Origin of the sequence: Enterococcus sp. DIV1094, assembly GCF_017316305.2 — a bacterium.
GTDB classification, from domain to species: Bacteria; Bacillota; Bacilli; order Lactobacillales; family Enterococcaceae; genus Enterococcus_B; species Enterococcus_B mangumiae.
In genome coordinates this window covers 1,179,272-1,201,252 of sequence record NZ_CP147250.1, presented here as the reverse complement: position 1 = coordinate 1,201,252, position 21,981 = coordinate 1,179,272, and the positions used below count along the sequence as shown (strand labels likewise).

Below are 21,981 nucleotides of genomic sequence, written 5' to 3'. Positions count from 1 at the left end.
CTTTGTCAATAAGGACTGATGAGTTCAATCAAGTGAAATCCGGAAGAGGAAGTGAACACTTCTTCTCCGGATTTTCTTCGTTATTTTACGTGAATGACTTGATTCGTCAAAAAGATTCGGATGCGCATGTTCTCAAATGATTTAAAGCCATAAGACACTCGTTTGAGTGCTTGATGTTGGTGTGTTCTTTGCTTCTATTTTTCCATTAGAGTAAGGTAGATCAAGAAATGACGAATCCCTTCTTCATAGCTGAGAAGATTTTGTAGTTTTATTCGAAATTCTTCATCTAATATTGTGATATTGGTGATAAGCTAATAGGAATTGCTCGTACGAAAACTAAAGATATGAAATGAAGCGGATAAATAAAAACTTGAAAATAATTATTATAAAGTCTTATAACAGCTTGCTTTATTCTAAAATTTATCGTATGATTATCATTGTTAACTGAATATGCGCCCATAGCTCAATTGGATAGAGTGTTTGACTACGGATCAAAAGGTTAGGGGTTCGACTCCTCTTGGGCGCGTTGGAAAAACTGGGACTTCATTGAATTCCTAGTTTTTTTTATTTACATAAAAAAAATCGTCTCTTATCGTTATCTTCGAATCAAACACCTAACAAGCGTTCTCCTTTCTTTCTATCTGTAAATTCGCTATAATTAAGGTCAATATTAGTCAAAGGAATGAGTGGGATGGCACAACAAAATACTTCGGATCTAATTGAATCATATATAAAAAAGATCCTAGAAAAAAATGAGATGATCGAGCTTCGAAGGATTGAATTGGCAGACCTTTTTAACTGCGTTCCTTCGCAAATCAATTACGTGATCAATACACGCTTTACGATCCAACGAGGCTATCTTGTAGAGAGTAAACGTGGTGGCGGTGGGTATATCCGGATTGCTAAAGTGAGAATGTCGGATAAGAAACAAATGCTTGAACGAATCAATTTGTTGTTTGGTGAAACCATCAATGAAAAAAACGCCTATGCCATTATTCAGAAATTATATGAAGACCAAATCATTACCAAAAAAGAAGGAAACTTGATGTTGAGCGCCATTGCTAAAAATACGTTGAACATCAATGAGACAGAAGATTATACGCGTGCTCGCATTCTACGAGCATTTTTAGAACGATTAAGCTATGAAGACGGGAAGTGAAGATTAAATGGCAGAGATATTTACAGAAAGAGCGCAACGTGTCTTAGAAATTGCCCAAGAAGAAGCAAAACGCTTCAAACATCAAGCGGTAAGTTCAGAACATATATTGTTGGCTTTAGTGATCGAACCTGATGGGATTGCTGGAAAAGTATTACGAGAAATGAAATTAAATGAAAAAGATATTTACGAAGAAATCGAACATTTAGTCGGTTATGGGACAGTGAAAACTTATGCAAAAGGTGCATTACTACCTTATTCCCCTCGGATGAAACAAATTTTTGCTTTGGCAAATAGCGAAGTGAATAAAATGGGCGCACAAAAGGTAGGCACTGAACATATTTTACTTAGTCTATTAAAAGATGAAAGTATCATGGCTACACGTATCATGATCAACCTTGGCATCAGTTTGAGTAAAGTTCGTCAGTCATTGAAGCGTACGATGGGTACAGACTCGAACAGTGGTGGTATTCGCCGTCGTAATCCCCAAGAAAAACGTGCAATGACACAAGGAACCCCGACATTGGATTCTTTAGCTAGAGATTTAACAAAGTTAGCAAAAGAAAACAGACTAGATCCAGTCGTAGGACGTTCAAGAGAAGTCAAACGCTTGATCCAAATCCTTAGTCGTCGAACAAAAAACAATCCCGTATTGGTGGGGGAACCTGGTGTTGGTAAAACAGCGATTGCGGAAGGTTTAGCTCAAAAAATTATTTTAGGTGAAGTCCCTGAAGAAATGCGAACAAAACGTTTGATGATGTTAGACATGGGTGCATTGGTCGCTGGAACGAAGTATCGTGGTGAATTTGAAGATCGAATGAAAAAAGTAATTGATGAAATTTATCATGACGGTCAAGTGATCCTCTTTATTGATGAGCTACACACGTTGATCGGCGCAGGTGGGGCAGAAGGTGCGATCGATGCCTCGAATATTTTGAAGCCGGCATTAGCGCGTGGTGAGTTACAGACGATCGGTGCAACCACATTAGATGAATACCAAAAATATATTGAAAAAGATTCTGCATTAGAGCGACGTTTTGCACGTATCCAAGTAGATGAACCGACAGCGGATGAAGCAGAAGAAATCTTACGTGGCCTACGTTCACGCTATGAAGAACATCATCATGTGGAGATCACAGATGAAGCCGTGCGAGCAGCGGTCAATCTGTCTGTTCGTTATATCACTTCTAGACAATTACCGGATAAAGCAATCGACTTGATCGATGAATCGGCAGCAAAAGTTCGATTGGAGCAAGCAGATGATTTGTCAGAAACGGCGATCTTGAAGCAAGAGATCGAACAATTGAACAAAGACAAAGAGCGTGCCATTCAAAAGCAAGATTTTGAAACTGCTGCGCATCTACGTAGACAAGAAAAAAGCTTAATGAAGAAATTAGAAAAACGATTAGCGATCGAAGCAAAACATAAAAATGGCTTTGCAGATCGTGTCACTGAAGAAGATGTGGCTACTGTTGTTTCTGAATGGACAGGTGTGCCATTGCAACAGTTAGAGAAGAAAGAAAGTCAACGATTGTTGGAGCTAGAAGCCTTACTTCACGAACGTGTCGTTGGACAAGATGAAGCAGTTAAAGCTGTGTCTCGTGCCATTCGTCGGGCGCGTAGTGGCTTAAAAGATCCAAATCGTCCAATTGGTTCCTTCATGTTTTTAGGCCCAACAGGGGTAGGGAAAACAGAGCTTGCGAAAGCATTGTCGGAAGTGATGTTTGGTGAAGAGGATGCCTTGATTCGTGTTGATATGTCCGAGTTCATGGAAAAATATAGTACGAGCCGCTTGATTGGTTCACCGCCAGGTTATGTGGGATATGATGAAGGCGGACAATTGACAGAAAAAATCCGTCAAAAACCTTACTCAGTTATCTTGCTAGACGAAGTGGAAAAAGCTCATCCAGATGTCTTCAATCTATTGTTACAAGTATTAGATGATGGTCATTTAACCGATGCTAAAGGAAGAAAAGTCGACTTTAGAAATACGATCATGATTATGACTTCTAATATTGGAGCAACACAAATTCGAGAAGAAAAAAATGTTGGCTTCAATGTACAAGATATTACAAAGGATCATCAAGCGATGCAAAAACGGATACTTGAAGAGTTGAAGAAAGCTTTTCGTCCTGAATTCTTGAACCGTATCGATGAAACAGTTGTGTTCCATTCATTAACAAAAGACGAGGTCCATGCGATTGTTCAAATCATGAGCCAATCGATCGTCAAGCGATTGAAAGAACAAGATATCCAAGTGAAAATCACACCAGCGGCAGTTGATGTGATCGGCAAAGTCGGTTTTGATCCAGAGTATGGCGCACGTCCTCTAAGACGGGCATTGCAAAAAGAAGTAGAAGATCGCTTGAGCGAAGCATTACTTGGCGGTGAGATCCATTTAGGAGATCAAATCACTGTCGGCGCTTCGAAAGGTAAAATCACGGTAAATGTACGTGAACCTAAAAAAGTGACTGCTAAAGTATGATGATAAAATTATAGGTTGTGAAATTGTGCCACCTCAATAAACCAGAAAGCCCAGAAATCGTCTGATTTTTGGGCTTTCTGGTTTATTTCCGCTATCAGATCCTTCTGTCCGTTGTTTAACTAGGCTGTTAAACAGCATGTTTTGCTTAGGTTGATGTGCTTATTTTACAATCGCGTTACAATCAATAATAAATGTAAGAAGTATTGGAAAGTTTTCAGAGCTGTGCTACTATTATGGAGTTGTAGGAGGAGGAAATGATGATCGAAATCATAACTACTATAGAGTCAATGAAACAAGCAGAAGCATTGCTTGAGGCAGGCACTGACACCCTGTATTTTGGGGAAGAACGCTTTGGCCTGCGCTTACCAGCTTCTTTTACAAGAGAAGAGCAACGCGAATTAGTCGAGCTTGCACATCGTTACGGTAAAAAAGTAAATATAGCTGTCAATGGGATCATTCACCCTGAAAAAATGAAAAAAATTCCAGAGTATCTGCTGTTTTTAAAAGAGATCAATGCGGATATGATCACAGTTGGTGATACTGGGATCATCTATACTATGCGAAAAAATCCAGAATTGAGTCTTCCTTATGTTTTTGATGCAGAAACATTAGTCACTAGTGCAAGACAAATCAATTTTTGGGCAAAAAAAGGGGCGATTTCTGCTGTGTTGGCACGTGAAGTCCCATTTGATGAGATGAAAGAAATGGAAAGCAAATTGCTGATACCTGTCGAAACGCTTGTGTACGGAGCTACATGCATCCATCAATCGAAGCGTCCGTTGTTACAGAATTACTATAACTACACGCAACAGGACGAAAAGAAAGATCGTGAAAGAGGGCTCTTTCTCGCTGAACCTAAAAAAGAAGACACGCATTATTCAATTTATGAAGATTCACATGGCACGCATATTTTTGCCAATAATGACATTAATTTAAGCAATGAACTTGCCCAACTTTATGCGCATCATTTCCGTACGTGGAAATTAGATGGCGTGTTTACACCAGGTGAAGCATTTGTTGCGATCACTAAATTATTTGTCAAAGCAAAACAAGCGTTACTAGCAGACACATGGACAGAGGACATGGCACAAGAAATGACGAATAAGATCAATGGATTACATCCAGCGAATCGAGGACTTGATACAGGTTTCTTTTATATTGATCCTGAATCTATCAAGTAAGGAGTATGGTGAAAGAAAATGACAACAAAAAGAAAACTAAAGCGTCCGGAAGTTTTAGCTCCGGCAGGCACACTTGAAAAACTAAAGACAGCGATCCATTATGGGGCAGATGCTGTTTATATTGGTGGTAATGCCTATGGTTTGCGTAGCCGTGCGGGCAACTTTACTTATGAAGAAATGGCAGAAGGCGTGGCATTCGCAAAGGAACATCAAGCGAAAGTCTATGTGGCAGCGAATATGGTCACACATGAAGGAAACGATGAAGGGGCAGGAGAATTTTTCCGTAACCTACGGGATGTAGGGATTTCTGCGGTGATCGTGTCTGACCCAGCATTGATCGAGATCTGTGCAACGGAAGCACCAGGTTTACCGATCCATCTATCGACCCAGGCTTCTGCTACGAACTACGAAACATTGGAATTCTGGAAAGAAGAAGGCTTAGAACGTGTCGTTTTAGCTCGGGAAGTTTCGATGGAAGAAGTTGCTGAGATTCGCCGTCATACTGATGTAGAGATCGAAGCGTTCATTCACGGCGCAATGTGTATCTCTTATTCAGGACGGTGTACTTTGTCGAATCATATGTCGATGCGTGATGCCAATCGTGGTGGCTGTTCACAATCTTGCCGTTGGAAATATGAATTATACGACTTACCGTTTGGTCAAGAAAGACATACATTGACGGATGCAGGTGAAGTCGAAGAAGAGTTTTCGATGAGTGCGGTGGATATGTCAATGATCGAACATATTCCTGATTTGATCGAAAATGGTGTCGATAGTTTTAAAATCGAAGGTCGCATGAAGTCGATCCATTATGTGTCAACAGTCGCCAATGTCTATAAAGCAGCCGTTGATAGTTATATGGAAGATCCTGAAAACTATGTTTGCAAACAAGAATGGATCGATGAATTATGGAAAGTAGCGCAACGAGAACTAGCAACAGGATTTTATTACAATACACCTAGTGAAAATGAGCAGTTGTTTGGTGAACGACGTAAGATCCCTGTTTATAAATTTGTCGGAGAAGTCTTGTCGTATGATGAGGAAACGAAAATTGCGACGATCCGTCAGAGAAATCTCTTTTCTGTAGGGGATGAAATCGAATTTTATGGTCCAGGATTTACTCATTTTAGTCAAATGGTCGACGTGATGTACAATGAAGAAGGGGAATCCATCGATCGGGCACCAAATCCTATGATGATTTTGACGATGCCGGTGGCACAACCTGTTAAACCTGGAGATATGATTAGAAAAAGAAAATAATTTTTTAAACAATGAAGCGAAATGAGCATCTTGTCAACAGATTGTCTAGAAACATGCTACACTTATTTTTTGTAAGAGCTGATAAAAAGTTTATTGAAAAAACAGAGGTAGAATGTGTCATCAGCTGCTAAAAGGAGGAACAAGATGAAAACATATGATTATATTGTCATTGGCGGAGGATCTGGAGGAATTGCTTCAGCAAATCGTGCCGGTATGCATGGAGCGAAAGTATTATTGATTGAAGGCAATGAACTAGGTGGAACTTGCGTCAATGTCGGATGTGTTCCTAAAAAAGTCATGTGGCAAGCAAGCACGATCTTAGAAACGATCGAACGTGATGCTTCAAGCTATGGTATCCAAGCAGACGTCAAACAGGTTGACTTTAAAGAACTAGTAGAGAAACGTGAGAAATACATTGATTTCCTTCATGGGGCTTATCAAAGAGGGTTAGATAGTAATCATGTTGAAGCAATCAAGGGCTACGCTCGCTTTGTGGATAGCCAAACAGTCGAGGTAAATGGGGAAAGCTATCAAGCGGATCATATTTTGATCGCAACCGGTGGTAAGCCAAGCAAAATGACGATTCCTGGCGGAGAATATGCCATTGATTCAAACGGCTTTTTTGCATTGACGGAATTGCCAAAGCGCACGATCGTATTAGGTGCTGGCTATATCGCAGCCGAACTTTCGGGTGTGTTGAATGGCTTGGGAAGTGAAGTCATGTGGGCTTATCGTAAAGAACGTCCGTTACGTACGTTTGATAAAATGTTATCTGACAACTTGATTGAGATGTATCAAGACGCAGGAATCCATACTTATGCAAACTTTACGGCTCGTGAAATAACAAAAAATGAAGATGTCTACACAGTTACTTTTGAGAATGGCGAAACGTTGACGGCAGATTGCGTGTTATTTGCTGGCGGACGTGTACCTAATACAGACACATTAGGTATCGAAAAAACGAATGTCGAGTTAGATGAAAAAGGATTTATCAAAGTGGATAAATTCCAAAATACAACCGATGCACACATCTATGCAATCGGTGATGTGATTGGCAAAATCGATTTGACACCAGTAGCAATTGCCGCAGGTCGTCGTTTATCCGAGCGACTGTTCAACGGAAAAGAAAATTCTTATTTAGATTATGATCTCATACCAACAGTTGTCTTTACTCATCCACCGATTGCAACGATCGGACTGACAGAAGAGCAAGCATTGACGACGTATGGTGAAGGACAATTAAAAATCTATCGTTCACGATTCACGCCGATGTACTTTGCTTTAAACGATTATCGTCAAAAATGTGAGATGAAATTGATCTGTGTTGGTGAAGAAGAAAAAATCGTTGGGCTACATGCCATCGGTGTAGGCGTTGATGAAATGTTACAAGGCTTTGCAGTAGCAATCAAAATGGGCGCAACAAAAGCAGATTTCGATAATACAGTAGCGATTCATCCAACGGGTGCAGAAGAGTTTGTAACGATGCGCTAACGGGCAATCCAATAAAAAGAATAAGCAAAATAGAAAAAAGCAGACGCAAGCCGTCTGCTTTCAGATTGTAGACAAAGTACTTATTTATAGTGCTTTGTCTTTTTTTATACGTTAAAATAAAACTATGAATTGGAGGTGTAACCCGATGCTCTCAAAACAAGATATGAGTAAGCGTGCACAGATGGGCTTTTTTGCTCTTGAGGACTTAGTTCCCCAAGACCATTTATTACGACAAATGGATCAGTTTATTGATTTTTCTTTTATTTACGATTTGGTAAAAGATAAATATGATGAAACCCAAGGACGGCCAAGCTTAGATCCCGTTCTTCTGATTAAGTTACCGATGATTCAATACTTTTTTGGTATTAAAAGCATGAGACAAACCATCAAAGAAATTGAAGTGAACAACGCGTATCGATGGTTTTTGGGGTTAGGGTTAGAAGATGCAGTTCCTCATTTTTCTACATTTGGTAAAAACTATACGAGACGGTTCAAAGGAACCACTACGTTTGAACAAATCTTTTATGAGATTTTAGCACAATGTATGACGGAAGGAATCGTTGATACCTCTGAAATTTTTATTGATGGGACGCATATTAAAGCACATGCGAATCGAAACAAGAAAGAATCCGTCGAAGTGATGGATCAAGCCTTCTTTTATACGGAAAAATTGACAAAAGAAATTGAAAAAGATCGAGAAAAACGCCTAAAAAAGCCCTTAAAAGAAACAAACGCAGGAACTAAAATGGCCATGAAAAAAACAAGTACTACTGATCCCGAAAGTGGTTGGTTTCATAAAGGTGAGCATAAAGAAGTTTTTGCATATAGCGCACAAGTGGCATGTGATAAAAACGGCTGGATACTAGGTTATACGACCCACCCAGGAAACTTACATGATAGTCGTACGTTTATTTCTTTATTTAAAAAGCTCAAAGGAGCTTTTACTTTAGATAAATTGATTATGGATGCTGGGTATAAAACGCCAGCAATCGCACAATTACTTCTCGAAGAAAATCTGACCCCTGTTTTCCCTTATAAGCGACCAATGACGAAAGCGGGCTATTTCAAGAAGAACGACTATGCCTACGATGAATACTATGATTGTTATATCTGTCCTAATGATAAGATCCTCTCTTATTCGACAACCAATCGAAAAGGATATTTAGAATACAAAAGTAATCCAGAAGAATGTAAAAATTGTCCTGTTCTATCTACTTGTACAAATTCAAAAAATCATACAAAAGTCATCACCAGACATATTTGGGCGAAAGCAATCGAACGATGTGAGGAAATACGTCATCAAAGAAGTTTTAAAGACCTATATAGAAAAAGAAAAGAAACAATTGAACGAATTTTTGGTACAGCAAAGGAATTTCATGGATTACGTTATACGAATCAAATAGGAATAGAAAAAATGCACATGAAAATTGGGCTTACTTTTGCCTGTCTAAATATGAAAAAACTAATAAAAATCAAAAAAGGGCGAGCAGGAAAGGTGTGTTTTTCTTTAGAAAAACAAAGAAATTTCTCTTTTATTCTTAAAATCGTACATATAAAAAAGACAAACCTCATTTTTACATAAGGTTTGTCTACAATCTGAAAGCAGACGCAAGCCGTCTGCTTTTTTTAGTGAGTAAAACTATGGATAAAGTACTGTTTCAATATTGTTCCAAAAAGAAGTCGTTGGTATTTTAGAGATTTTAATTGTTTTTGCTTTGGTTTTTGCTTGATTCAATTCGATATCTGTTAAAACTAAGTCATATTGGTTTACTGTATCGTAGTTCACTTGAAAGATGTTGTCAGTATATGTATGGATCATATGGATTGCAGGAATTTTTTTGAATAACAATTGCTTATACAATGCAAGCGTTCGTTCTTCCTGATAGGAAACAATCAAAATAGATACCTTTTTCTTGTAAGGAAAAACGGTTGTCAACAACGAAGGCGATAAAGAAATCAATTCGAGTAATAACTCTTCATAGAGTAATTGATTTCGTCTGATCGTCAATAACCCAGCATGATCAATGGCTTGATTGTATGCCTTTAATATCTGTGGTGAATGTGTAAATAGAATTTCAGATAAAATCTGTATATAGGTTGTTTTAAAAAATTGTCGGTTTTTATTGTAATTGATGAGCTCACTCAATTGCTGGATACCTTCCGAGTTCAAAGAAAAGTCTTGAGACAACGAACGATAGAAGTATTCCGAGAATCGCTGAATACGTTGGTACTCTTCATGATTGCCAGTTGTTGATTGAATGCAAGGATAATAGATTTTTGGATCTAATAGATTCGATACATTCGTTGATGTCACATTGAACCCATATTCTTTTTCAATGATCGAACAAAATACCGTATTATTTTTTATTAAATCGTAAAAAGAAGGATCATTGATTGGATTTCCCTTACTCTCTGAGATTAGATGACCTTGTCCAATACGAATGATTGCTGTGTAAAGATAAAAACTATTGATGATGATTTTATATGTACTAATTGTTTTAGGCGTTGCCTGTTTCTTATAGTAACGCTGCAAAACATCGAATATGTGATAAAAATGTGGCAATTGCTGTGGTGTAAATTGCTCGCGAAACATACTACAGAAGAATTGCCTGATATATTGTTCATCCCCAATGATTTGGAGTTTCGATGAGATCTGGATCGATAAAGGCGCATTGATCTCACAGAAATAACTATTGATATTTGCGATGATCCGGCGAATACTTGTTTCGCTTAGGTATAATTTATTTGCCAATTTGGATAACGTTGGCTCTACTTCAAAGATCATCTGTAATATTTGGACATTCGTCGATTGGTTGAGGATTTGTTTGATCAAATCTTCTAAATTGATCTCAGGTGGCAATAATAAAGAAGCCACTTGATACTGATCCGTATTGATACACACTGGTGCATATGTATGGTTAAAAAACACAATATCAGTCAATAATGTTTTTTTTGTAACCTCGAGTTGCTCCGCTAATGTCGTACAGTCAATGGCAGCCATCCCTAGGAGTAAAGCTAATTTGATTTGTCTTTCAGAAGTCTTTTCAAGCATATTTGTTCGTTTTATCATACTTTTCAGATCTTCTAAAATTAGAAAATCTGTTATTTCACATCCTTTGTTCATTTTATAAACATTATTTTATCATACTTTTCTAATTATTCGAGTTTTTTCTTTTTATAATAATAGTTGATTATTTAAAAGTGAAATTGTTCTTTTTATTTAATAATTCCTTTTTCTATAAAAAAACGGAAGATGGTAGGATAAATAACTAAAGTTCACTATTGTTAGCCATAAAAATGAATATTTCCGATCGATGTTTTTTTATTTCCACGTAACGCTTTTTATGAACCAATCAGAAGAGAATTAAGGATAACATAGACGTCTTTGGTCGTCTGGTTGTATTATTTATTAAACCTACATTATATCATTTTAAAAATCTGATATTTGAACTTGTTTTTTGTAAAACAGAAAAACTAATATTATGAAATTATCGAAAAAGCTGTACGATACATTATAGGTTTTTTAAAAGAAAGGAGCTTGTTGACTATGGGTGTACTTGAAAAACAATTAGAAAGGCAAATTTCATTGCTTTACTTACTCAATATCGAATCATCTAATATTAGTGATTTGGCTAAGGAATTGAGTATTACAGACAAAACGATTGCTGCAGATATCGATAGTTTCAATACCGCTTGTTTTCCTGCTCGGATTGAAACGAATCAGTATAAAGAGGTGTCGCTTTCGATACCTAAGAAGTTGAATTTAGATGATATATTTGTAAGGATACTTAATAATTCGACAAATGTAAAAATTTTAAAGTACATATTTATTTCAGAACCTTCGCTTTCTGAGATCGCGACGAAATTATTTTTAAGCAAAACGAGTATTCGCAGAATCGTCGCGAAAATCAATACATATTTCTTGAAAGAAAAAATCAATATCCAAATCAATTTAGAGAACAAATTAACGATCACTGGAAATGAAATTGAGATCCGGCGATTATTTGCTAGTATGTTCAAGGAAATTTATAAAGTCAAGGAATTCCCTTACTTTGATACGATCTATCAGATGCTCCGCCGTTGTCTAAAAGCACAAAAAAGGACAGTTAGTACACCTAAAGTAATTTATTCGGTGTATTATATCTACTCATCGATTATCCGCATTGGAAATAACCATATTATTCCTGAGAAGGATTTGATTGACAATGAGCAGATCGTAGAGACGATCTTAGAAATTATCCAAAGTGATCGGGTCTTTTGTACACTGATGAATCAAAAATATAAGTTCAATGTCACACATAAAAATGTTTCAAATATCCTTACCTCTTACTTTGGTTTGATGTTTACAGAGGTGCAACATCGCGACCAAGTATTAGTACAGAATATCAAAAGTTTTCTTCAAAGCTTTTACAGTTTATTAGCAATTGATATGACGATCGATTCTGGTCAGATCGAATACTTTTTTGACTTTATCAATTTTTATAAAGAACTAGCAATCTTTAAAGTAAGCTATGCCGATATTTTTTATAAAAAAATGATGGAGAACAATCCTAAGATCTGGCAAGCCTATCAAAAATCATTGCGGATCGCCCAACTAGATTTTGTCGAACAAAGCAAACTATTACATAAAGAATTATTACTGGAATTGATTATTTCTTCCAATGAATTGTTACGAATGATCGAACCCAAAATACAAGAAAAGTCGATTTTATTATTAAGCTCTCAAGAGATGGGCTTATCCCTTCTATATAAAAATTTGATTTTACATAAGCATCCGTTTTTAAAAAATATTGATATCTATGAAAAAGACGTTTTTTCGATCGATTATCAGTTGATCAATCAATATGACTTGATTTTAACCGATCTATCCTTGAATTTTGATCGGATTACTTCCGAAATATTAAAGATTTCGAAAGTACCGACATCTATTTTTTGGAACAACTTCGAGCAGTGTTTGTATTCTTCTTGACAAGAATCGTTATGTTGGGAGGTTGTTTCATCTTTTTATCAATTTTGAAAAAATAGATAATAGGAGAAGTTAAAACTCAGGTACGCTTAATACACACGCCGTTTAGCGTTGATTAAGTGAGGTATATTTGGATAAAGGGAGCTGAAAGTGATATGAATAAGTTAGGTATTTGTTTATTATTTGCTGTTTATGGTGCAGCATTCAAAGCAGCAGAATTGGCTTTTAAAGCACTTTGGTTGATTAGTAAGACTCTAGCTAAATTGATTGTTAAGATGGTCAAAAAGGGAGTAAACAAACTAAGAGTAAAAAAAGCGATCAAAAATTCACTTGAAGAAACTATACCACTTCAACAGGAAAACAAGCTAGAGCGTTCAGCAGTTCGTTCAAACAACTCACAAGAAAGCCGGTTGAATACACGAATGGCACAAGCGCAAGAACGAGCGAGTCTACGTGGTAGCCAGTCCAGTCATTCTCTAGCGACAGGACACGCAAGATGACGAATCAAAAAAATGTGGAAGAGGGGGGTTAAGAGATGGCTACAGAAAATAAGTCTACAGAAGGTCAGCCAGTAGAAGGTCAGCAGCCAGAAGAAAAACCGCTTATAGATAGCAGCAAAAATATTAGTAAGCTCAATGAAACATTTCTGAACATCTTTGCATACAATAATTCCAATGCAATCAACAAAATCATTAGTTCTCCTAATAATGAAATAATCAGACAAGAAAGCCGAGGGCTCAAATTCGATGATGTATTTGATGAAGTGTTCACAAAGAAACTAGAGAACTTCACTAAAGGTCTGAAGCGTAACAATATTGAACAAGAAATTGCTCGTTTGGAACGCGATATAGAGGTACTCAAAGTAATCGGTGCGATTGCTCCTGAGAAACAAAAGAAAATTGATGTTGATTATGCTACGAAACAAGGAACATTGCTCACTGAACAAAAAAACATGCAAATGTACCAGAGCCAGTTAATGGATCCTGAACTTAAGCAGAAGGTATTCGAGTCAACAAAGAATTCTAAGGAACTTGATCCCTTGATTTATCTTAGAAGGCTCTATAAAGAAGAATATAGACTAGATATGAATAATCAGGCTAAGGAACTGAAAGAAAAAGACGATAAGGTTAACGAACTAAGAACAGAGAGAACTTCTTTAAAAAATCACAATAAAAAAGTACTGGGTCAGAAGGTTAAGTCAGCGCAAGAGAAAGTAAACCAAATTGAGGATATCCAGAAAGATTTGCGAGTACAATTAACTAATGCTGGTGTAATTGTGGAACAATTGGTACCTGTTTCACAGCCAACAATACAACGTGCAGAATCGTTCACTAAATTTGCAGGAACACTAAATGATTCACCAGCAGTATTAGTCTCAAAATGGCAAGGGATTGACGCAATCAAAGAAGGATACAAAACGGAAATTGCTGAGATGAAAGGACTGATTGCCTACAGCGAGAAAGTTGATACGGAAATCATCAAGCCGATACTTGAAAAAGCAGAGCAAGCGAAGGAAACAACGGCTCCCAGTCAGACTACCCAAGAAGCAACGATTGCTTCACCAAAGGTTGAGCGTGAACCGACGCCGATCATCGTCGAAGAACCAAAAAAGGAAGCCAGCAAGGATCAAATCGATCGCCCGGTTGCTGAAAAGCCACCCCATCCGATCGATGTCAACGCAATCGTCAAAGAACCAACACCAGAATTACCAAAAAAACCAGTGGTTGAAGAACCGAAAAAAGAACCTGTTGTCACTGAGAATCTTGATAGCAAAAAAGCGGAACTTGCTCAAGCCTATATTGAAAATTTACAATCAAAAGAGGAACTATTAAAGGCAAGAATAAAGAATTATGAAGAATTGCTAAAGCGTGCACGGAAAAGCGATAGGATCTCACCCGAGCAACACGCCGGTATAAAGCAACGCCTTGAAAACGATAAACTAACACTAAATGCAATCCAAATAAATTTAAGTGATCCGGCAAAAACGCAAGAAATGATGAAAGACCTTCCTACTAAAAGTATCAAACAGATGGACGCCGATATCAAAAGTTTGCAAGAAGAAACGCGTGGGATAAAAGAACAAACGAAAGAATTGAATGGATTAGATCATTCAAAGTTGAAACAATCTTTTTTCCGTAATTCACACAAAATCAGAGCTGCGCGTTGGTTATTGAATCTTTGGCCAATTGCAATGTTACCATTTGGTATGTCTTGGATAAGTTCTATCTTACCGTCGACTTCCTTGGCTATCTTTGGTCAGCAGTTTGTGAACGCGATCGTGGGTTTTGTTGCTGCCAGTTTTTTTGGTTCAAAAGCAATTATTTATGCGAAAAAGAAAATTCCTCAATTATTCAATAAATTAGTCCAAAAATACCCGAGAGTATTTGGTCCAATTGCTCGTGGGTTGACGATCGCTCGGCAGAAATTCCGAGAAAAGATGCCTTTTGTAAAGCAAAAACAGCCGGCAGAACAAACGAAAGATGCCACACCAGTAAATGAGAAATTGGTAGAAGGTATAGAGAAATCTGAAGTAACAAAAGAGGGAATCGATTCTAAGGAACAAAAAGGCAAAGACAAAGTTGTAACAATGGAAGCACCAACTAAAGACGGGGTAACCAAAGAAGGCGCAACGAAAGAAGGGCCAAACACAGTCGAAATCGAAGAGAAACAATCAAGGTTAAAACGTGCGTGGGAATATACGAAACGTGCGCCTAAACGTGCGTTCGATTATGTGATGAAAAATAAAATGTCCTTATTCATCATGTTGGCAGTACCGCTCGCTCTAGGGGTAGGGGGCATGTTTGCCGTAGCCGCTCTTGTACCAGCACTCGCGACTACTATGGCTGCACCATTCTTACTACAATTAGGTGCGGTAGCATTGATTGGTGTTGCCATCGGAATAGGTGTCCAGTTATTAGACAAGTTTGTTTTCAAACGAATTGAAAGTAGAGTAGCCAAAAAAGAGAATTTAGAACATGCAGAAAAGATCAACGAGCGAGGATTAGATGTCCAGGAGAAAGGGAAATGTGTAACCTTAGACTCAAAAGAATTTCGGGATAAGGTAACTGCGATTGCTGGTCTTGATGAAAAAGCGAAAGCACCTGAACATGTCCAGACCATTGAGCAACAAAAAACAACAGAAAGATCTGAACGAACTTCGGAGATAACAAAAGATTCGAAAGTCATTGAGATGAAACCAAGAGAGAGCAATCAACCTCAGCCGAGCACATCACAGGCGAAGGTGGACCCAACACCATCTGGATCGAAAGAATCAGTGACACTGACAAACAGGGGGAATCCGACGATCGAACGTCGTGCAAGTTTCCCAGGTACAATTCCAAACGAGAGGCGTCAGGCAAGCTTTGAAGTAGTAAGAAGAAACTCATTGGATATGTCCGCTCAACGAAATAGCTTAGCACGTACTCAACAAGCTCAGAATCAAGCCAAAGTTCAGAATAATAAGAAAACTAGAACCACACAATTATAAAAATAACTTCAACAGAAAGGAAACAAAAAAATTTGAAAAATTCCCGGCAGCTTATGGTAGTGCATGTGTTAGTAATTAGTATTCTGCTTTATTTTGGTAATCGCGTTGGTTATTTATTTTTAGCAGAAAATACTGGGAATTTATCATTTGCAGATAATTTACTAACAGCATTTAACCGAACATTTGAAGAAATTTCCAGATTTTCCCCAAGATTTGAATATGAATTGAGGTCATTAGGGATAGCAGCTGTGGCTGCTATTTCCTATATACTCTTTGTTTTATATAAGACGTTTGACGAAAAGAATACACGTCCTAATGAAGAATACGGAAGTGCGCGTTGGGGGAAGTACAGCGATATCCGTGCATTTCTTGATAAGAAAAAAGACTTCAATATTTTGTTGACGAAGAGCGAGAGCTTATCGTTGTCTGGCCGTATGAAAATCACACGCAACGATAATTTCAACCGTAATAAAAATGTCGTTGTCGTTGGAGGAGCAGGTAGTGGTAAGACACGTTTCTATGTGAAACCGAACTTGATGCAAATGCATTCCTCTTATGTAGTCAGTGATTCTAAAGGTTTATTATTAGCTGAAACAGGCAAAATGTTTGAAGAAGCAGGGTATCAAATCAAGATTTTTGACTTGATCAACCGACGAGATACCCATCAGTATAACCCGTTTCAATATATTCAAACAGAGGATGATATTCTTAAAATCGTAAACAATCTGATCAAAAATACGACCAATCCAGATAAAAAAGGTGGAGATGACTTTTGGGAAAAGGCTGAAACAGCGCTATTAATGGCTATTTTCAGTTATCTGATCCAAGAAGTGACCGCAGAAGATCGAACGCTAGGGAATGTGATCGAATTAGTACGTTTAGCTGATATCGAAGAAGATGTGCCTGGCTATGTCAGTCCTTTAGATATATTATTCAATGAGTTGGAACAAAAAGATCCGACGAACTTTGCCGTATCACAGTATAAGATTTTTAAACTTTCTGGTGATAAAACGACGAAAAGTATCTTAGTCAGTCTAGGCGTGCGGTTGTCACCATTTGATATTCCAAGTATCAAGGAGCTAGTGTCACAAGATACACTTGAACTAGATACAGTCGGCGATGTCAAAACGATTCTCTATATCTTACTACCTGATACAGATACCAGTTTCAACTTTTTAGCCAGCATGATGTATCAGCAATTATTTGATATGTTAGTTTACAAAGCAGATAACTTTTATAAAGGAAGATTGCCTTGCCATGTACGTTGTATCCTAGATGAGTTTGCCAATATTGGGCAAATCCCTGATTTTGAAAAAGTGATTTCGGTTATTCGAAGTCGTGAAATCTCGACGAATGTCATTTTACAAAATATCAGTCAGTTAAAGACCTTATATAAAGATACTTGGGAAACGATCATTGGTACAAGTGATGTCTTTTTATATTTAGGTGGAATGGAACAAAGTACTCATGAATATATCTCAAAATTACTAGGGAAACAAACGATCGAACAAAGAAATACAAGTGTTACGAAAGGTAGCAATGGTTCCTTTAGTGAGAATTTCCAGAAACTAGGAAGAAACTTGATGGACCCGGATGAAGTGGCGAGTCTTAAAGGTCAGGAATGTATACTAAAAATTCGAGGGGTTCATCCGTTTTTATCAAAGAAATACGATATCATGAAGCATAAACACTATAAGAAGTTAGGGGATGTAACAGATTCCTATATGTATGAACGAAATCTATCTGCCTAACTGAACGAAGGTTGACTTCTCTATAGTAACGAATAAAAGCACCTTCATTCGAATGGGAAACAGAGAGTGTGGTGTTTTTTATTTCGTAATAAAAGTACATAGAGGTGAACAGACTGGGAAAAGTTCGTCGTATGTAGAAAGAGCGTAGAAACAATACCAAAAGAATAACATTTAATCGATTTTTTTATAGCTGGTTAATTGTAGTGGTGTATCGCATCTATATCATTAAAATCACCTTGATAAATAGCTTTTTAACATTATTTTCTTAAAGGATTCCATGTGCTTTTATTCTAAAATTTCTTATGATAGAAATAACTGATACATATAAATAGAGAATTTCGCATATACTAAATTTATGAAATAAAATAAAAAAATTACTTTCACAAAGGAGATCAAAAAAATTATGAATGCACAATTATTAGAACAGGTATTTGGTTTGGTTTCACAGTTTACATTAATTGGTGGCGGTCTATGGTTGATTTGGGGAACGATTATCTTAGCCGGTGCGTTGAAAGATAAGAATGGTCCTCAGTTACAACAAGGGATCTGGCAGATCGTTGGTGGTGGATTGATTCTAGTTGCTGCAGGTTGGTTTGCTACTTCATTCAACATTGGTTCGTTTTTACCATAATTGTAACGCCAAAGAGAAGATTAGGAGTATAGCATATGGAATCTGCAATTATGTCTATTTTTGAACAAATCATGACATTCCTTAATGGGGATGATTTGAAAAACGTTTTGGGAATGGATCTACGAAGTTACATATATGATGCGTACAGTTTAGTGGAACGACTACAGCAACACGTAGTTGGGCCACTTGCTTTATCCATTCTAGCAATTTTTATTCTTTTAGAGTTTCAGAAGATCTCAACGAAAGTTGAAGGTGCAGGTGGAGCTCCTATGCTAGGATTTGAGATGATCATCAAAGCATTTGTTAAATTTGTCATTTGTTACATAGTTATTTTAAGGATTCAGGACATTCTGGATGGCATGGTGATCATTGCTGGTAATTTAACCACTAGAATTTTAGAGATAGGAAATGCTTCCGCCGTCAGAGATACAGCAGATGCGGTGAGACAAGCAGTATCTCAATTAAGTTGGTGGTCGCAATTAGTCGTATTGCTCGTGATGTGTATCTTATTTTTAGCATCACTTGTTGTTCGCGTATTAGTTCAAGTAACCATTTATCTCCGCTTTTTGGAGATGTATATATTTTGTGCAATGGCCCCAATTCCGATGAGTGCTTTGCCAAGTCAGGAGTTTTCTCAAATGAGCAAGGGATTTTTCAAAAACTTTGCTGCTCTGGGACTACAAGGGACATTTATTTCATTAGTATTGGTGATTTATCCAACGATCTTCCATCGAATCATGGAAGAAGTCGGATCAGGAATTTTCGGAATCATCTTAGGTTTAACAGTTTACATGATTGCACTGTTGCTTTCTGTAAACAAAACTAAAGGATGGGCAAAAACATTGATGTCAGCATCGTAAGGAGGAACTATGGCAGTTGAGGTAAAGATACCAAAGGATATTAAAGAATATAAGGAAAAAGTGATTGCAGGAATGAATTTGAAGCAGCTGCTTTGTTTAGCTATTGCAGCTGGAGTAAATGTCTTGATCAGTTTGATATTCATCGCTGGATTAAAAATCCCTATGGAGATCACGAGCTGGTTTATGATCCTTTCGTCCATTCCAATCGTCTCATTCGGATGGTTCAAAAGGAATGGCTTAACATTTGATGTCTATCTTAAACAATTTTTCAAGTATCACGTGGCACCAGGTACACGAAAAAAGAAGCCCAAGGAAGAAATAAATAAAGAAATTGAAGATGTAGGCGGGCAAGAAGCATGATGAAGTTAAAAGCGCTTAAGGCGTTAAAACCAACAAAAAAATCAAAAGATGATGAGAAACAATTTATTAGTAAACCTAAACCTAAGAAGAAAGAAGACCTCGATCCTTTTAGAGATACATTTAGGTTTGAAGATATTTATGATAGTGGCATCTGCAAAATTGATGACTTTACCTATTCATTGACACTTGAATTACAAGATATCAACTATCAATTGTCTTCTGACGACAATCAAATTGAAATTTTCTCTCAGTATTGTGACTTTTTGAATTCATTAAGTAGCAAGACGAAGTTGCAATTGACTGTATATAAAAAGAAGCGGCCGCTTGCTGATTTGCAATCGGTCCTTTATTACAAAGCAAAAAATGATTTCCTTGATTCATATCGTGAAGAAATGAATCAAGTCATTTCAAGGAAGTTAGATGAAGAAAAAAATGGGTTCAAGAAGACGATCTTATTTACCTTTGTGCAACAACATCCTACGTTAGAGATTGCACAAAAAGAATTAGAGATGGTTGCAGATCGTTTTGAAATGTTTGCCAGTCGTTTGGGCAGTCAGGCAAAAAAGGTAGAAAAAACAAAATTATTACATATGATGGCAGAGATCCTATTAACGAATGACAAGACGACTAAGTCAGAAGTGAATGAGGTACTGCCTGAAGTCATGGAATTTAAGGAGAATAAAAACTACTTAAAAATCGATGATCACTATGCGAAAACATTATATCTACAAGAATACCCTGCTGAATTATCAGATACTTTTCTTTTTGAAATGTTAGAAATTCCACGGGAAATCGTTGTATCGATACATATTGAACCAATGGATCAAGATGAAGCGTTTGATTTAGTGAAGACGAAATTAGCTTTTATGGAACAACAAAAAGTCGATGAGCAAAAGAAGGCGTTACAAAGTGGTTATGATTTTGAGATGCTTTCTTATGAACTCTCTTATTCCTTAACAGAAGCAAAAGGTCTGGTGGATGATCTACAAAATAGAGGACAAAAATTGTATGCGATCACGGGCTCCATTCACTTCCATTCACCAACAACAGAAAAATTAGCTGAAGTCCACGATGAAATAAATTCTGTTTGTCGACGCTTTGGTTTCAAACTGATTGAACTAGAGTTTATGCAAGAAAATGGCTTGAATGCGACATTGCCGTTAGGAATCAATGCGATTCCATTAGATCGAACACTTTCAACCGCGAGTACCGCCATTTTTATTCCATTCACGATTTCAGATTTGATTCAAGAAAACGGAAAATACTATGGTGTCAATGCGATTTCAAAAAATATTCTTTCGCTTGACAGAAAATTATTAAAAGCACCTAATGGCTTCGTTCTAGGAACGCCGGGGTCTGGTAAGAGTTTCTCGGTAAAGCGTGAAATCGTAAACGTACTTTTACGAGATGCAGAAGATGAAGTGATCATCATTGATCCCGAGCGAGAGTACTCCGTCATCGGTCAAAATTTCAATGGCGAGATCATAAAAATTTCCAGTGATTCACCGACAACGATCAATCCAATGGATATCAACGAGAACTATGGCGATGACACCGATCCCGTTGTACTAAAATCTGAATTTTTGATTTCATTATTCGACTTGATCATCGGTGGCGCATTAGGACTCAGTTCCACACAAAAAACACTGATTGACCGAGTTTGTCGTCGTACTTATGAAGTGTTGGGCGATCGTACACCAACATTCATTGATTTCTATAATATTTTAAAAGAACAAGAAGAAGATGAAGCGAAACAATTAGTGATGGATCTGGAGATCTACATTGAAGGAAGTTTGTCAGTCTTTTCAGCTGAAACGAATGTTGATATCACCAAACGTTTAGTGATCTATGACATCAAGGATTTAGGGAAACAGTTGAAAACGATGGGCATGCTGATCGTGTTGGACCAAGTATGGAATCGAATCACGACTAACCGTGAACGAGGCGTTCGTACGTGGCTATACATTGATGAGATGCAGCTTTTATTTACAAATGAATATTCTGAGAATTACTTCTTTGAACTGTGGAGTCGTGCGCGGAAATGGGGAGCGATCCCGACAGGAATTACTCAGAACGTCGAAACATTGTTATTGTCCGATCTAGCTCGCCGGATGTTGTCGAATAGTGATTTCATCATGATGCTGAATCAAGCAAAATCAGACCGTACACAATTAGTTAGACTTTTCGATATTTCAGAAGAACAAGAAAAATACGTAGTGAACTCTCCAGAAGGATATGGTCTGATGGTATTTGGGGATACCACATTACCGTTTTATGATCATTTTCCAAAAGATACCCAGCTCTATAAGATGATGTCAACGAAACCTGGAGAAACTTAATAGGAACGCGGGAA

15 protein-coding genes, 1 tRNA gene and 1 pseudogene are annotated in these 21,981 nt (G+C 37.4%); 15 read left to right on the top strand and 2 right to left on the bottom strand.

Annotated elements, in window-relative coordinates:
- Nucleotides 1-80 precede the first annotated feature (80 nt).
- Nucleotides 81-290: pseudogene (locus DOK79_RS05790) on the bottom strand (transposase); the annotation flags it as partial.
- A gap of 162 nt (nucleotides 291-452) precedes the next feature.
- Here DOK79_RS05790 and DOK79_RS05785 point away from each other — a divergent pair.
- From DOK79_RS05785 to DOK79_RS05755, 7 genes are all read left to right on the top strand, one after another.
- Nucleotides 453-526, top strand: a tRNA-Arg gene (locus tag DOK79_RS05785).
- A 165-nt stretch (nucleotides 527-691) separates the two neighbouring features.
- Nucleotides 692-1,159, top strand: a complete 468-nt coding sequence (locus DOK79_RS05780; RefSeq protein WP_206859633.1) for a CtsR family transcriptional regulator — start codon at nucleotides 692-694, stop codon at nucleotides 1,157-1,159.
- A 7-nt stretch (nucleotides 1,160-1,166) separates the two neighbouring features.
- Nucleotides 1,167-3,641, top strand: a complete 2,475-nt coding sequence (locus DOK79_RS05775) for an ATP-dependent Clp protease ATP-binding subunit (protein WP_206859631.1) — start codon at nucleotides 1,167-1,169, stop codon at nucleotides 3,639-3,641.
- Nucleotides 3,642-3,898: 257 nt separating this feature from the next.
- Complete coding sequence (locus DOK79_RS05770) at nucleotides 3,899-4,822, top strand: peptidase U32 family protein (protein ID WP_206859629.1); 924 nt, start codon at nucleotides 3,899-3,901, stop codon at nucleotides 4,820-4,822.
- Nucleotides 4,823-4,840: 18 nt separating this feature from the next.
- Nucleotides 4,841-6,082 (top strand): peptidase U32 family protein, encoded by a 1,242-nt coding sequence (locus DOK79_RS05765; RefSeq protein ID WP_206859626.1) that lies wholly within the window; start codon nucleotides 4,841-4,843, stop codon nucleotides 6,080-6,082.
- 144 nt (nucleotides 6,083-6,226) lie between these two features.
- Nucleotides 6,227-7,573 (top strand): glutathione-disulfide reductase, encoded by a 1,347-nt coding sequence (gene gor / locus DOK79_RS05760; protein WP_206859625.1) that lies wholly within the window; start codon nucleotides 6,227-6,229, stop codon nucleotides 7,571-7,573.
- Between the two features lie 145 nt (nucleotides 7,574-7,718).
- The gene (locus DOK79_RS05755; protein ID WP_206853763.1) at nucleotides 7,719-9,155 is read left to right on the top strand and encodes an IS1182 family transposase; all 1,437 of its coding nucleotides are present in this window, start codon (nucleotides 7,719-7,721) and stop codon (nucleotides 9,153-9,155) included.
- A gap of 57 nt (nucleotides 9,156-9,212) precedes the next feature.
- Here the strand turns inward: DOK79_RS05755 and DOK79_RS05750 are convergent, their stop codons facing one another.
- On the bottom strand, nucleotides 9,213-10,643 hold the full coding sequence (locus DOK79_RS05750; protein ID WP_206858487.1) for a helix-turn-helix domain-containing protein: 1,431 nt from the start codon (nucleotides 10,641-10,643) through the stop codon (nucleotides 9,213-9,215).
- A 477-nt stretch (nucleotides 10,644-11,120) separates the two neighbouring features.
- On the opposite strand from DOK79_RS05750, the gene DOK79_RS05745 reads away from it, so the two are divergent.
- The 8 genes from DOK79_RS05745 to DOK79_RS05710 all read left to right on the top strand — a co-directional run bounded on the left by DOK79_RS05745 (nucleotide 11,121) and on the right by DOK79_RS05710 (nucleotide 21,967).
- The gene (locus tag DOK79_RS05745; RefSeq protein WP_206858500.1) at nucleotides 11,121-12,542 is read left to right on the top strand and encodes a helix-turn-helix domain-containing protein; all 1,422 of its coding nucleotides are present in this window, start codon (nucleotides 11,121-11,123) and stop codon (nucleotides 12,540-12,542) included.
- A 152-nt stretch (nucleotides 12,543-12,694) separates the two neighbouring features.
- On the top strand, nucleotides 12,695-13,039 hold the full coding sequence (locus DOK79_RS05740) for a hypothetical protein (RefSeq protein WP_206858502.1): 345 nt from the start codon (nucleotides 12,695-12,697) through the stop codon (nucleotides 13,037-13,039).
- Between the two features lie 35 nt (nucleotides 13,040-13,074).
- Complete coding sequence (locus DOK79_RS05735; protein ID WP_206858505.1) at nucleotides 13,075-16,026, top strand: hypothetical protein; 2,952 nt, start codon at nucleotides 13,075-13,077, stop codon at nucleotides 16,024-16,026.
- 32 nt (nucleotides 16,027-16,058) lie between these two features.
- Nucleotides 16,059-17,777: a VirD4-like conjugal transfer protein, CD1115 family gene (locus DOK79_RS05730; RefSeq protein ID WP_422392095.1), complete on the top strand. Its 1,719-nt coding sequence runs from the start codon at nucleotides 16,059-16,061 to the stop codon at nucleotides 17,775-17,777.
- 403 nt (nucleotides 17,778-18,180) lie between these two features.
- Nucleotides 18,181-18,408, top strand: coding sequence for a hypothetical protein (locus DOK79_RS05725; protein ID WP_019722809.1), 228 nt, complete (start codon nucleotides 18,181-18,183; stop codon nucleotides 18,406-18,408).
- 35 nt (nucleotides 18,409-18,443) lie between these two features.
- The gene (locus DOK79_RS05720; RefSeq protein ID WP_206858508.1) at nucleotides 18,444-19,268 is read left to right on the top strand and encodes a hypothetical protein; all 825 of its coding nucleotides are present in this window, start codon (nucleotides 18,444-18,446) and stop codon (nucleotides 19,266-19,268) included.
- Between the two features lie 9 nt (nucleotides 19,269-19,277).
- Nucleotides 19,278-19,628: a PrgI family protein gene (locus DOK79_RS05715; RefSeq protein ID WP_206858512.1), complete on the top strand. Its 351-nt coding sequence runs from the start codon at nucleotides 19,278-19,280 to the stop codon at nucleotides 19,626-19,628.
- The gene (locus tag DOK79_RS05710) at nucleotides 19,625-21,967 is read left to right on the top strand and encodes a VirB4-like conjugal transfer ATPase, CD1110 family (protein ID WP_206858513.1); all 2,343 of its coding nucleotides are present in this window, start codon (nucleotides 19,625-19,627) and stop codon (nucleotides 21,965-21,967) included. The genes DOK79_RS05715 and DOK79_RS05710 overlap by 4 nt, the downstream gene beginning before the upstream one ends.
- The last annotated feature ends 14 nt before the right edge of the window (nucleotides 21,968-21,981 follow it).

What these genes read in the sequence shown, in the direction of transcription:
- DOK79_RS05780 (WP_206859633.1), top strand. Translation starts at nt 692, where the DNA reads ATGGCACAACAAAATACTTCGGATCTAATTGAATCATATATAAAAAAG.
- DOK79_RS05775 (WP_206859631.1), top strand. Translation starts at nt 1,167, where the DNA reads ATGGCAGAGATATTTACAGAAAGAGCGCAACGTGTCTTAGAAATTGCC.
- DOK79_RS05770 (WP_206859629.1), top strand. Translation starts at nt 3,899, where the DNA reads ATGATCGAAATCATAACTACTATAGAGTCAATGAAACAAGCAGAAGCA.
- DOK79_RS05765 (WP_206859626.1), top strand. Translation starts at nt 4,841, where the DNA reads ATGACAACAAAAAGAAAACTAAAGCGTCCGGAAGTTTTAGCTCCGGCA.
- gor (WP_206859625.1), top strand. Translation starts at nt 6,227, where the DNA reads ATGAAAACATATGATTATATTGTCATTGGCGGAGGATCTGGAGGAATT.
- DOK79_RS05755 (WP_206853763.1), top strand. Translation starts at nt 7,719, where the DNA reads ATGCTCTCAAAACAAGATATGAGTAAGCGTGCACAGATGGGCTTTTTT.
- DOK79_RS05750 (WP_206858487.1), bottom strand. Translation starts at nt 10,643, where the DNA reads ATGATAAAACGAACAAATATGCTTGAAAAGACTTCTGAAAGACAAATC.
- DOK79_RS05745 (WP_206858500.1), top strand. Translation starts at nt 11,121, where the DNA reads ATGGGTGTACTTGAAAAACAATTAGAAAGGCAAATTTCATTGCTTTAC.
- DOK79_RS05740 (WP_206858502.1), top strand. Translation starts at nt 12,695, where the DNA reads ATGAATAAGTTAGGTATTTGTTTATTATTTGCTGTTTATGGTGCAGCA.
- DOK79_RS05735 (WP_206858505.1), top strand. Translation starts at nt 13,075, where the DNA reads ATGGCTACAGAAAATAAGTCTACAGAAGGTCAGCCAGTAGAAGGTCAG.
- DOK79_RS05725 (WP_019722809.1), top strand. Translation starts at nt 18,181, where the DNA reads ATGAATGCACAATTATTAGAACAGGTATTTGGTTTGGTTTCACAGTTT.
- DOK79_RS05720 (WP_206858508.1), top strand. Translation starts at nt 18,444, where the DNA reads ATGGAATCTGCAATTATGTCTATTTTTGAACAAATCATGACATTCCTT.
- DOK79_RS05715 (WP_206858512.1), top strand. Translation starts at nt 19,278, where the DNA reads ATGGCAGTTGAGGTAAAGATACCAAAGGATATTAAAGAATATAAGGAA.
- DOK79_RS05710 (WP_206858513.1), top strand. Translation starts at nt 19,625, where the DNA reads ATGATGAAGTTAAAAGCGCTTAAGGCGTTAAAACCAACAAAAAAATCA.